The organism is Streptomyces sp. NPDC057950 (assembly GCF_042887295.1).
Taxonomy (GTDB): domain Bacteria; phylum Actinomycetota; class Actinomycetes; order Streptomycetales; family Streptomycetaceae; genus Streptomyces; species Streptomyces kaempferi.
The window spans coordinates 166,240-178,318 of record NZ_JBHVPP010000017.1 but is presented as its reverse complement, the minus strand read 5'-3'; the positions used below and the strand labels follow the sequence as shown (position 1 = coordinate 178,318).

Annotated in this window: 9 protein-coding genes; 2 read left to right on the top strand and 7 right to left on the bottom strand. The window is 69.6% G+C overall.

From position 1 onward, the window contains the following. Window positions 1-378: 378 nt before the first annotated feature. Both ACFVTC_RS27065 and ACFVTC_RS27060 read right to left on the bottom strand, forming a co-directional pair. Window positions 379-810 (bottom strand): ankyrin repeat domain-containing protein, encoded by a 432-nt coding sequence (locus ACFVTC_RS27065; RefSeq protein WP_390131121.1) that lies wholly within the window; start codon window positions 808-810, stop codon window positions 379-381. A 606-nt stretch (window positions 811-1,416) separates the two neighbouring features. Beyond that, a complete protein-coding gene (locus ACFVTC_RS27060) occupies window positions 1,417-2,631 on the bottom strand; it encodes an MFS transporter (protein ID WP_390131120.1) in 1,215 nt (404 codons plus the stop codon). A 75-nt stretch (window positions 2,632-2,706) separates the two neighbouring features. Here ACFVTC_RS27060 and ACFVTC_RS27055 point away from each other — a divergent pair, with 75 nt between their 5' ends. After that, window positions 2,707-3,465, top strand: coding sequence for a DeoR/GlpR family DNA-binding transcription regulator (locus tag ACFVTC_RS27055; RefSeq protein WP_390131119.1), 759 nt, complete (start codon window positions 2,707-2,709; stop codon window positions 3,463-3,465). Between the two features lie 72 nt (window positions 3,466-3,537). On the opposite strand, the gene ACFVTC_RS27050 is transcribed toward ACFVTC_RS27055, so the two are convergent. From ACFVTC_RS27050 to ACFVTC_RS27030, 5 genes are all read right to left on the bottom strand, one after another. Next, window positions 3,538-4,560: an ABC transporter permease gene (locus tag ACFVTC_RS27050; RefSeq protein WP_390131118.1), complete on the bottom strand. Its 1,023-nt coding sequence runs from the start codon at window positions 4,558-4,560 to the stop codon at window positions 3,538-3,540. Beyond that, window positions 4,557-5,519, bottom strand: a complete 963-nt coding sequence (locus tag ACFVTC_RS27045) for an ABC transporter permease (protein WP_390131117.1) — start codon at window positions 5,517-5,519, stop codon at window positions 4,557-4,559. The genes ACFVTC_RS27050 and ACFVTC_RS27045 overlap by 4 nt, the downstream gene beginning before the upstream one ends. Continuing rightward, window positions 5,512-7,053 (bottom strand): sugar ABC transporter ATP-binding protein, encoded by a 1,542-nt coding sequence (locus ACFVTC_RS27040; protein WP_390131116.1) that lies wholly within the window; start codon window positions 7,051-7,053, stop codon window positions 5,512-5,514. Before ACFVTC_RS27040 ends, ACFVTC_RS27045 begins: the two co-directional genes overlap by 8 nt. 1 nt (window position 7,054) lies before the next feature. Next, window positions 7,055-8,155, bottom strand: coding sequence for an ABC transporter substrate-binding protein (locus ACFVTC_RS27035; RefSeq protein WP_329524867.1), 1,101 nt, complete (start codon window positions 8,153-8,155; stop codon window positions 7,055-7,057). A 143-nt stretch (window positions 8,156-8,298) separates the two neighbouring features. Next, a complete protein-coding gene (locus ACFVTC_RS27030) occupies window positions 8,299-9,312 on the bottom strand; it encodes a LacI family DNA-binding transcriptional regulator (protein ID WP_168533071.1) in 1,014 nt (337 codons plus the stop codon). A gap of 159 nt (window positions 9,313-9,471) precedes the next feature. On the opposite strand from ACFVTC_RS27030, the gene ACFVTC_RS27025 reads away from it, so the two are divergent. Beyond that, window positions 9,472-12,075, top strand: a complete 2,604-nt coding sequence (locus ACFVTC_RS27025; protein ID WP_390131115.1) for a PA14 domain-containing protein — start codon at window positions 9,472-9,474, stop codon at window positions 12,073-12,075. Window positions 12,076-12,079: the final 4 nt, after the last annotated feature.

Here is a 12,079-nt window from a genome sequence, read left to right as displayed (position 1 = left end):
GATCAAAGGATGCTGCGGGCCCGACCCTAGGAGCGACGACCTGCGGCGAATCGATCCGCCGCGGCCCCCTCCGCGGCGCGTCCCCGCAGCACCACCCGTCCGGACCATTGCTGCCGGACGGGCCGACGAACGGTCCATCCACCGTCCAGTGGTGCGGCCACGCCGCCGCTGGTCCCGCCCCGGCACCGAACGAGACACATCGGCGACGAACTCCGTCAGCTCAACCCGGAGCCGCTCCCCCTCCCCCGGCCCCACCACATGCGGATACCCACCAACCGAGATCACTCGACGTCCGGGAGTCCTCCAAGGGCCTGTCGTGAAGGTGACTCGTGGGGAGATCCGCCGCGCTGGGCGGAGCCCGGATGGCGAACGGCGATACTACGGGGTCCCACCAGGGGTGGCTCCCGCTGCGATGAGGAGATCGGCGGTTTCGGGATGAGGGCCGTGGTTCGCCCACTTCAGGGGGGACCAACCCGTGCCGTGATCCTCGTGAAGGTTCACATCGGCGCCGTGCGCCAACAGTTCGCGCACCGTTTCGGTGTGCCCCCAGCATGCGGCCGCGCACAAGGGCGTGCCCTCCGCGCCGATTCCGCTGCTCTCGGCGTTCGGAGAAGCCCCAGCCGTCAGAAGCAGACGGACGATCTCGGCTTTCCCGTTCACGGATGCCTCGTACAGAGGAGTGGTGCCCACACCGTCCGCCCGGTCCGGGTCGACTCCAGCCCGCAGAACGGCCTTCACGACCGCAGTGTCACCCCCCGGAATGGCCGCGAAGAGACGTCGGGAGAGCTTCTTGTGCTGCCGCCGGTTCATGGGGGGCGAGGTTAGCGATCGGATGCGTCGCGGGGCCAGTCATATCCACTCGTTGGTGGCCGCGACCAGCGCGTGACCCTGATCGGCTCTCGCGACGGGCCCTGATCCGACTCCGCGCCGGCTCCCCCAGTTGTTCGGGGTGTCGAGATCTGCGGCGGACCGCGTCGTCGACCGTCTCGGTTCTCGAGCCGACTTGGACGATCCCCCGAGACCTCCGCCTCAAAGGTGTCGGCGTCCACCACGCCGTGCTCGGGATCGTCGATCCGGCGGGCTCCGATGAGCACGTGATCCACGTTCCGCGCGCGGCTCACTTTGACGCAACTGATCCACGGGGCTGCGGAGATGGAGCGTGGCGGGTCAACCCTCCGGGGGAGGCCGAGGACGCCCCCGCCGTTGCGGACGTCGAGCCGTCCTTGGCGGCCTCGGGTACCAGACCTGGTCGACCTGACCAACTGTATCGATCACGAGATGCACCTGGCCGAGGTCGACTCCGGCCGCCGCTACCCGCCCTCCCAGGCACCAGAGTTGGCCGATTCACCTTCTCTCCCGCGCGGTGGAGTACGGACCACCGCCCCGGAGAGGCACGGCTGATCGCCGCCGAAGCCGTTAGCGTGCGGCCGCCCGGTCAGCCTCGATGGTCCCGCCGTCGGCAGTCGTCGCGGGCGCGGCCTTGAGGATGCGGGCGGTGACACAGGCCGTGACACAGAAGGCGACAGGCAGGAAGAAGGTGACATTGAGCGGGACGACCTCGGTCAGCGGCCCGATCACCGCGGGACCGGCGAGCATGCCGAGGTATCCGAGGCCGGACACCCGGGAGACATTGGCTCCGGCGGCGGCCGGGTCGGTATGGCCGGCGGCGCTGAAGAGCTGGGGGATGCAGCCGGACAGACCCGCGCCGAAGACGGTCCAGCCCGCCAGGGCCATGGGGACGTCGGGCGCGAGTGCCGCCAGGGTCATGCCGAGTGCGGCGAGCGCCGATCCGTACCGCAGTACGGCGACCGTGCCCAGGCGGGCGGCCACGCGGTCGGCGAGGAGTCGGCCGGTGGTCATGGCGGTGGCGTAGGCGCCGTAGGCCAGGGCGGCGGTCGAGGCGGGCGCGTCGAGGACGTCCTTGAGGTGCAGCGCGCTCCAGTCGTTGGCGACCCCCTCACAGAGCATGAGCGCGAAGGCGAGCGCGGCGAGTATCCAGATGCGCGGGGGCGTCCTGCGCCGGGCTTTGACGCCCTGGGGCGCGGGGACGTCGGCGGCGGGGTCACGGGCGTGGTCCTGGCGAAGCAGGGCGGGCGCGGCGAGGGCGGTGGCGCCGAGGCTGAGCAGTGCCATGGCGCCCAGGGTGGTGGCCGGGCTCCAGCCCCGGGTGAGGGTGAAGGCGCCGACCAGCGAGGCAGCCACACCGCCGATGGAGAAGAGGGCGTGGAAGGCGGACATGACGGGTCGCTGGTAGCCGCGCTCGACCTGTACGGCGTGGGTGTTGATACTCACGTCCAGACAGCCGCTGGAGAAGCCGAACACCGCGAGTGCGGCGCCCAGTGTCCAGACGTCGGTGGCCAGGCCCGGCAGAACCAGGGCCGCGCTGCACAGCACAGCGCTCGCGGGGACGACCGTGCGGGCACCGAAGCGGTCGGTGAGCGGGCCGATGAGCTGCATGCCCGTGAAGGCGCCGGCGCCGAGCAGCAGCAGGAGCCAGCCGAGCACCGCGTGGCTGATGCCGACGCGCTGCTCGATGGCGGGGATGTGGACGATCCACATCCCCATGTCGAAGCCGACGATGGCGAAGAAGGCGAACGTGGCCAGACGGCCGGCCCGCAGGGTTTTGTTCATGCGAACGAACATAACGAACAACTTCGATGTTCGAAAGTTTGCGTTGCGATCGCTTCAGGTGGTCTTATGGGAGGCATGATGAGCGCAGAGCGGCTGAAGAAGATCGCCGATGCCGTGGGTGAGACCGGTCGCCTGAGCGTCGCGGAACTGGCCGAGCTCACGGGCGCCTCGGAGATGACCATCCGCCGCGACCTGGAGCTCCTGGCCGATCAGGGAGTCCTGGAGCGATACCGCGGCGGGGCCCGAAGCCTGCTCCTGCGCGGCGAGGAGCCACCGTTCGCCCTCCGGGCCCAGGGCGGCCTGGAGGTCAAGCGGCGGCTCGCCGTCGAGGTCGCCGCGCTGATCGCGGACGGCGAGTCGGTCGTCGTCGACAGCGGCACCACCTGTCTGGAAGTCGCCCGCGCCCTCCATCGGCGCCGGCTGACCGTCATGCCGCTGTCCCTGCACGCGGCCAACGCACTGACCGGCGCCCCCCGGTTGCAACTCCTGCTGCCCGGCGGGGAACCACGTGTCGGTGAACTGGCACTGACGGGCCCGCTGACCGAGGCGTCGCTGGCGGCCCTGCGTTTCGACACCGCGGTCATCGGGTGCTGCGGCCTGACCGTCGCGGACGGCCTCACCGCCTACGACCTCGCCGACGCCGCGATCAAGCGCGCCGCGATCGCCTCGGCCCGTCGTGTCATCGCCGTCACCGAGTCCGCCAAACTCTCCCGCACCGCTCTCGCTTTCGTCACCCCGGCTTCCGCCCTGCACGCCGTCGTGACGGACCGGTCCGCCCCGGACGACGAGACCGAGGCGCTGACCGCGGCCGGTGTCGTCGTACGAAGGGTGTGACCCGCCGGTCGCCGCGAGCGAGCCGTGGACCGCGCACGAGATCCCCATCGGACGGCACCCGGGCCGGGGTCGTCACAGCACCCGGCGTCTACGTCCCAGCCACGTCTGCGCGATGACCACGACGGCCAAGAAGGCGCCGCTGACGACCTGTTGGTACGCCGAGTCCAGTGAACCGATCTGGTTGATGACGTTCTGGATGACCTTCAGCAGCAGAACACCCACCAGCGAACCGCTGATGAAGCCGAACCCTCCGGTGAGCAGCGTGCCGCCGATCACCACCGCGGAGATCGCCTCCAGTTCCATGCCGGAGCCGAGGATCGTCACGCCCGACACCAGCCAGGCCGCGTTGAGTGCCCCGGCGAGCCCCGCGCAGAGCCCGGAGAGCGTGTAGACGGAGATCTTCGTACGGGCCACGGGGGCGCCCATCAGCGCCGCCGCGTCCTCGTTGCCTCCGACCGCGTAGACGTACTGGCCGAAGCGGGTGCGCCGGAGCACCACCGCGCCGAGCACGAACAGTGCGACGGTGATCCACACGGGGATGCCGATACCGAGCAGCGTGTCCTGGCCGAGCTTCGCGAAGAACGAGCCCTTGTCCACGAGATACGTCGTCGAGCCCTCGTCGGTGACGGAGAGCAGGATGCCCCTGGCGCCCAGCATCGCCGCCAGCGTGACGATGAACGGAGCCAGTCGCGAGCGGGCTATGAGCAGGCCGTTGACCAGCCCGATCAGTCCGCACACGGCGAGCGGGAGCAACAGCGCCACCGCGGTTCCGTACTGCGATCCCCAGGCTGCCAGCACCCCGCCGAGGGCGAAGAGCGAGCCCACCGACAGATCGATGCCGCCGGTGACGATGACGAAGGTCATACCGAGCGCGACCACGGCGAGGAACGCCGAGGAGAGCGCCATGTTCTCCAGGTTGTCGCCGGTGAGGAAGGTGTCGAAGCTGAGCGACGCCGCGATCATCGCGACGACGAGGGTGACCAGGGCGCCGTGCTGCTGGGCGAGCCCGCTGAGCCGCTCGGAGCGGGTGGCGCCGGGCGGATCGTCCTCGGCCGTGCTCTTGGCGCTCACCGGAGTGTCCACGTCGGTCGTCATCGCTTTCCTCGTTCCCGTGCCGCGTAGACGGCGAGGACGATCACCACGGCCTGGGCGATCTGGGTCCACGACGGCGGCAGATCGTGCTTGATGAGCGTGGTGGTGAGCAACTGGATCAGGACGGCGCCCGCGACCGTGCCGCCGATGCGGACGCGGCCTCCGCTCAACGGGGTGCCGCCGACCACGACCGCGGTGATCGCGGAGAGTTCCATCAGGTTGCCGAGCGAGGTCGGGTCGCTCGCGGTCAGGCGGGCGGTGGCCAGCACGCCCGCGATCGCGGCGAGGACGCCGGAGCAGACGTACACCAGGATCAGCACGCGGCGCACCGGCAGTCCGGCGAGCCGGGCGGCCGGGCGGCTGTCCCCGATGGCAAGGAGTTGCCGGCCGAAGGTGGTGCGGCGCACGACGAAGGCGACGAGCAGCGCGAGGGCGGCGGCGATCAGCACGAGATAGGGGACGCCCAGGACATCGCCCGAGCCGAGCGACGCCATCGCCGGGTCGTGGACGTCCTTGAGCTGAGGGAGGAGTACCAGGGCCAGGCCGCGTCCGGCGACCATCAGAGCGAGGGTCGCGACGATCGGCTGCACGCCGACGAAGGCGATGAGCGAGCCGTTCGCGACTCCGATCACGGCACCGCCCACGAGGGCGATCAGGATGGCGATCCAGGGCCCGTAGCCGAGGTACAGGGACAGGAGCGAGGTGGAAAGGGCCATGACCGAGCCGACCGCCAGGTCCACGCCCTCGCTGCCGATCGCCAACGCCATGCCGAGCGCCACGATCAGGACGGGGGCGACCTGGACGGCCTGGGTGCGGAAGTTCTCGGTGGACAGGAAGTGCGGGGTCAGGACGGTGTTGGCCAGGAAGAGGACCACGACGCCGACGTAGACGCCGTACTCCTGGAGCAGGCGCAGCAGTCGGTCGCGGTCCGTGGTCACCCGGCCCAGGGTCAGGTCAGTCATCGTGGCCTCCCGGGCCGGTGCCGGTACCCGTGTCCGCGGGCGCGGCCGCTATGGCGCGCATCAGCCGGTCCTCGGTGACGGCGTCGCCGGTCAGTTCCTCGACGACCGCGCCGTCCTTGAGGACGATCACCCGGTCGCTGCCTTCGATCAGTTCCTCCGGGTCCGAGGAGATGAGGAGGACGCCGAGTCCGTCGTCGGCCAGTTCGTCGATCAGTTTCTGCACCTCCGCCTTGGCTCCGACGTCGATGCCCCGGGTCGGCTCGTCGAGGAGCAGCACCTTGGGCTGCATGGCCAGCCAGCGGGCCAGCAGGACCTTCTGCTGGTTGCCGCCGGACAGTTCGCCCACCTTCTGGTGGGGGCCGGCCGCCTTGATGCGCAGTCGCTTCATGAAGGTCTCGACGATCCGGTCGATGCGTCCCTCGTCGACCAGGCCGAAGCGTGAGAGGCCCGGCAGAGCGGCGAGCGCGATGTTCTCGCGGACCGAGAGGCCAGGCACGATGCCCTCGGCCTTGCGGTCCTCGGGGAGCAGGCTGATGCCCGCGCGGATCGCTGCGGGGGTCGAGCCGGTGCGTACGCGCACGCCCGCCACCACGACCCGCCCGGAGTCGGTGGGCAGTGCGCCCGCGATGGCCTTGGCTGTCTCGGTACGGCCCGACCCGAGCAGGCCGCCGAGCCCCACCACCTCGCCCGGACGGACCGAGACCGACACCCCGTCCAGTTGGTGACGTACGGTCAGCTGCGTTGCCTCCAGGACGGGTTCGGTCGCGGTCTCGTGACTGCCCGCGAACTTGGTGAGGCCGTCCTCGCGTACGTCCGTGATCTCCCGTCCCAGCATCAGCGCCACGAGCCTGAGCCGGTCGAGTTCGGCGATGCGGCCGGTGTGCACGACCTCGCCGTCGCGCAGCACGGTGACCGCGTCGCAGATCTCGTACAGCTCGTCGAGCCGGTGACTGACGTAGATCACCGCGATGCCCCGCTCGCGCAGCATCCGGATCACCTCGAACAGGGTCCGGACCTCGCGTGGTTCGAGCGAGGAGGTCGGTTCGTCCATGACGACCACGCGGGCGTCGACGGAGACGGCGCGGGCGAGGGCCACCATCTGCTGTGCGCCGACGCCCAGTTCACGCAGTGGGCGGCGTACGTCGACGCGCAGCCCGAGCTCGCGCAGCGCCTCGTCCGCGTCCCGGTGCATGCGCCGGAAGTCGATCAGGCCCAGCCGGTTGCGGGGCTCGCGGCCGAGGAAGAGGTTGCGGGCCACGGTCATCAGCGGGACGAGGTTGACCTCCTGGTAGATGGTGGAGATTCCCGCGTGCTGCGCGTGCAACGGGGTGGCGAAGCGGACCGGGGCACCGTTGTAGGTCACTTCTCCCTCGTCGGGCCGGTAGACCCCGGTGAGGACCTTGATGAGGGTCGACTTGCCCGCGCCGTTCTCGCCGATGAGAGCGTGCACCTCCCCGGCGCGGGCCGTGAAGTCCACCTGGGACAGGGCCTTCACGCCGGGGAAGGTCTTCGACAGACCGGTGACCGACAACATGTCAGTAGGCCTTGCCCAGGTCCGACTTGGCGTTGGCCGTGGTGTACTCGCTGTCCTGGATGACGATGTCCTGGGCGACCTTCTCCCCCTTGGTGAAGGTGTCCAGGGTCTGGAAGGCGAGCGGTCCGAAGCGGGGGTTGGACTCGACGACGCCGTCGATCCAGCCGTCGACGATGCCCTGGACGGCGTTGCGGGTGCCGTCGATCGTCACGATCTTCACCGCGCCCGGCTGCTTGCCGGCCCCCTTGAGGGCGTTGACCGCCCCGAGTCCCATCTCGTCGTTCTCGGCGTAGATCCCGGTGATTCCGGGCTTGGACTGGATGAGGTTCTCGGTGACCGACTGACCCTTCTCCCGGGCGAATTCCCCGGTCTGCTTGAAGACGATCTTGAGGCCGGGGGCCTTCTCCTTGACGCGCTCCTCGAAGCCCTTGGTGCGCTCGGTCGTCACGTTGTTGCCCGCGGCGCCCAGCAGGATGGCGATCTCACCCTTGCCGCCCGTCGCCTCGATCATCCGGTCCGCGGCCCGCTTGCCCTGCTCCACGAAGTCGGAGCCGATGAAGCTCACGTAGTCCTTGCAGGCGGCGGCGTTGATCTTACGGTCGATGGTGATGATCGGGATGTGCTTGGCGGACGCCGAGCGCAGGACCGGCTCCCAGCCGTCCGAGTTCAGCGGTGCGATCACCAGGAGGTCGGCGCCCTTGGCGATGAGGTCCTGGACGTCGCTGATCTGCTTGGAGAACTGCGACTGGGCGTTGGCCGTCAGCAGCTTCACGCCCCGTTGTTTCGCCTCGGCCTTGATCGACGCCGTCTCGGCGATCCGGAAGGGGTTGGCCTCCTTCTCGGACTGGGAGAACCCCACGGTGGCCGTCTTCAGGTCGGTCTTCTGTGCGCCGTAGGCGTCTATGGCGCAGGTCGGGCCGGAGCCGGTGGACGGCGAGGCGACGACCTGGCCCGAGTCGCCCTGGCTGGTGGAGCTCTTGTCCTTGCCCGCGGAGTCGTCCTCCGACTTCGCGCATCCGGAGACGAGCGCGAGGCTCGTGACGAGGCCGGTGGCGAGGAGGGTCCTGGCGGAGGTGCGGTGGCGAGGTGCGATCGGCTTCATGGAGTCCCCAAACGGCGCGGCCCCGGCGCTGAGAGCGCTCCCGGGGATGATCGGCTCTTGCGGTCAACTCGGTGTACACGTCGTTCCGGGGAGGTTTTTACATCGTTGGAAGGAGGCTGTAAAGCCTTCGGTCCGAAATCCCGTCAGCGCCGCCCCAGGGTGCTCTCGCGCTCCACGAGCCGGAAATCCGCGGTCAGTTCACGTCCTCCGGGCTCGGTACGGCCCGACAGGCTGCGCAGCAGGGAGGCCACCGCCATCCGGGCGATGGCCTGCTTGTCCGGCGAGATCGTCGTCAGTGTGACGGCGCCGAACCGCCCCTCCTCGATGTCGTCGAAACCGACCACCGCCACGTCCCACGGCACCCGCAGACCGCGCTCGTGCAGCACCCGCATCGCACCGATCGCGACCAGGTCGTTGTACGCGAAAACGGCGTCCGGACGCACCCCGGAATCCAGCAGCCGGGCCATCCCCCGCGCGCCCTCGTCCCGGTCCCAGCCGCCGACCGGCACCACCAGGTCGTCGGGCGCGGGCACCCCGGCCTCCGTCAGCTCCTCGCGCCAGCCCGCCAGCCTCAGATGAGCCGGCCGGTTGGCCGAATCCGTACGGGCCCCCAGATAGGCGATCCGTGAGCGTCCGCGGCTCAGCAGATGGCGTACCGCACTGCGCGCGGCCGCCACGTTGTCGATCGCGATGTGGTCGTAGGGCAGTTCGTACTCGCGCTCGCCGAGCAGCACGAGCGGCACGTCGTCGGCGCGGGAGCGCAGGTCCTCGGCCTCCAGCTCCAGCGGGCTGAGGATCAGACCGTCGATCACATTGGCCCGGAAGCCCTGGCTGACCAGCACCTCCTGCTCCCGGTCACCCCGCGTGTGGTCGAGGAGCACGGTGAACTCGTGCTCGGCGGCGGCGTCGACGACGGCTCCGGCCAGCTCGGCGAAGTACGGGTTGCCCAGCTCGGGGATGGCGAGGGCGATGATGCCCGTGCGGCCCTTGCGCAGATGGCGCGCCGTGAGGTTCGGCCGATAGCCCAGCTCGTCGATGGCCTCCTGGACCCGGGCCCGCATGGCCGGGGTGACGTGCGGATAGTTGTTCACGACGTTCGAAACCGTCTTGATCGAGACGCCGGCGCGCTCCGCGACGTCCTTCAGGCTGACCCGCAAGGGATCTCCTCTCCATCGATGTGCGCCCCTGCCACCAGGTCGTTTGTCATGACCCTGGACAGAGGCCGGGACCCGTGCTGTGATGCCAACTCCCGTTCCTTCCAACGTTGTACAGACTGAAGCAACGAGCCGCCACCCTTCCTCAGCCAAGGAGGATCCGTGCGCATCAGAAGACTCCGAACCCAAATGGCACTCCTGCTCGTCGCCGTGCTCGGCTTCGCGGGACTCACCGCCGCCCCGTCCGCCACGGCCGCCGGCGACCCCGTGGAGGTCCACGGCCTGAAAGGCGAGTACTACACCCAGTCCGCCCCCGGCGCCTTCGACTTCCACGAGCTGAAGGCCACCGGATTCGACACCAACCTCGACTTCGACAACCTCGAGCCCCGACTCGCCTTCGCCACCGGGCAGTCGGACGACGTCAACGTGCGCTGGACCGGGCGGATCGTCCCGGAGCAGACCGGCGCCCACACCTTCTCGATCATCGGCGACAACGGCTTCCGGCTGTGGGTCGACGGGCACCTCGCCATCGACCACTGGGTCGACGACTGGGACCGGGAACAGACCTCCCAGCCCCTCGACCTGACCGCCGGACGGGCCTACGACATCAAGGTCGAGTACTTCGAGCACTTCGGAGGCTCCAACCTCCACCTGCGCTGGACCCCGCCTGGCGGCACCAAGACCGCCGTCCCGCAGTCGGCACTCCGGCTGCCCGACGGATACGCCTACGACGGCGCCATCGCGACCACGGTCCAGGGGGACGGCCGTACCTTGCGCCTCGACTTCGCCCAGGCACTGACCGCACCCCCGGCCGGTCTCACCGACCATGTCGAAGCGGTCATCGGAGGAGCCAAGTGGCCGCTGTCCACGGCGAAACTGGACCCCGCCGACCCGAAGTCCCTGCTCGTCCGTCTGAAGGAACCCGTCGTCGGCAACAAGACCGGCACGGCCCGAGGCACCGCCGACCTGCGCTACGACGGCAAGGGCGGCCTCTCCGACACGAACGGCAACGTTGTCAACACCTTCTGGAGCAGCGGCTCCAACCACTCCACCTACCAGTTGCGCACGAAGTGGGCGGACGACGTCGGCCCGCGCAACGCCCACCCCGAGTACCCCCGGCCCCAGCTCACCCGGGACAACTGGCGCAACCTCGACGGCTCGTGGCAGTTCGCGGCGGCCAAAGCCGGTGACCAGCCGCCGGTCGGAAGGAACCTCGCCGAGAAGATCCTCGTGCCCTACCCCGTGGAGTCCCAGCTCTCCGGCATCGAACGGCACGAGGACCGCATGTGGTACCGCCGCACCTTCACCGTCCCGAAGGACTGGCGGATCGGCTCCGGCAAGCGCCTGCGGCTCAACTTCGGCGCCGTCGACTGGAAGGCCGAGGTCTACGTCAACGGCACCAAGGTCACCGAACACCAGGGCGGCTACGACAAGTTCAGCGCCGACGTCACCGACGCGCTGAAGCCGGGCCGCACCCAGGAACTGATCGTCGGCGTCCACGACCCGACCGACGCCCAGGGCGGCGAGAATCCGCCGGTGGGCAAGCAGCGTCTCGACCCCAGCGGCATCTGGTACACCCCGTCCTCCGGCATCTGGCAGACGGTGTGGATGGAGCCGGTGGCCACCGATCACGTCGACTCGCTCAAGCTGACGCCGGACGTCGAGAACAGCCGGCTCACCGTCGAGCCGCAGGGCGTTCGGAACGGGGTGCCGGTCACCGCCACCGCGTACGCCGGACACCGCGAGGTCGCCACCGTGACCGGCCGCACCGGACGGCCGCTCACCCTGAGGATCAGCAACCCGCACCTCTGGTCGCCCGGCGACCCGTTCCTCTACGACCTGAAGGTGACCGTCGGCGCCGACCGCGTCGGCAGCTACTTCGGAATGCGGTCCATCGCCGTGGAGCAGGTGAACGGAACCCCGCGCACCGTCCTCAACGGCAAGCCCGTCTTCATGATGGCCACCCTCGACCAGGGCTTCTGGCCCGACGGCCTGTACACCGCGCCGACCGACGAGGCCCTCGCGTACGACCTGAGGATGCACAAGCGGATGGGCTTCAACGCGGTCCGCAAACACATCAAGGTGGAACCCGACCGCTGGTTCTACTGGGCGGACCGGCTCGGCCTGATGGTCTGGCAGGACATGCCCGCCATGACCGCCGGGGTCGATCCCGACGCCGCGTCCCGCGCCGAGTACGAGCGCGAGATGAAGCAGATGATCGACGAGCACATCAGCAGCCCTTCGGTCGTCATGTGGGTGACCTTCAACGAGGGCTGGGGCCAGTACGACGAGGCCCGTATCGCCGACCAGGCCAAGTCCTGGGACCCGACACGCCTCGTCAACTCCATGTCGGGCATCAACCTCGGCGTGGACGGCGGCACCGGCGACATCATCGACGAGCACGGCTACCCGAGCCCCGCGCTGCCACCGAATCCCGACGGGAAACGGGCCCTGGTCAGCGGTGAGTACGGCGGTCTCGGCCTCGCGGTGCCCGGTCACGCCTGGTCGGTGCAGCAGTCCTACGTGGACGTGGACCCGGCGGCGTACACCGACGACTATCTGGCCCGCCTGGACGAGGTGCGCAAGCTCGCCTGCAAGGGCGGCAACGGCGCCGTCTACACCCAGATCTCGGATGTGGAGGGCGAGCTGAACGGGCTGATGTCGTACGACCGCAAGGTGGTCAAGCCCGATGTGAAGCGGCTGAAGGCGGCCCAGGACGCGCTGATCCACGACGCGTCGCAACCGACCCCGGCGGGTTGCTCCTGACGGC

Coding starts and splice junctions, on each gene's coding strand:
- ACFVTC_RS27060 (WP_390131120.1), bottom strand. CDS start 2,631: ATGAACAAAACCCTGCGGGCCGGCCGTCTGGCCACGTTCGCCTTCTTC.
- ACFVTC_RS27065 (WP_390131121.1), bottom strand. CDS start 810: ATGAACCGGCGGCAGCACAAGAAGCTCTCCCGACGTCTCTTCGCGGCC.
- ACFVTC_RS27055 (WP_390131119.1), top strand. CDS start 2,707: ATGATGAGCGCAGAGCGGCTGAAGAAGATCGCCGATGCCGTGGGTGAG.
- ACFVTC_RS27040 (WP_390131116.1), bottom strand. CDS start 7,053: ATGTTGTCGGTCACCGGTCTGTCGAAGACCTTCCCCGGCGTGAAGGCC.
- ACFVTC_RS27045 (WP_390131117.1), bottom strand. CDS start 5,519: ATGACTGACCTGACCCTGGGCCGGGTGACCACGGACCGCGACCGACTG.
- ACFVTC_RS27035 (WP_329524867.1), bottom strand. CDS start 8,155: ATGAAGCCGATCGCACCTCGCCACCGCACCTCCGCCAGGACCCTCCTC.
- ACFVTC_RS27050 (WP_390131118.1), bottom strand. CDS start 4,560: ATGACGACCGACGTGGACACTCCGGTGAGCGCCAAGAGCACGGCCGAG.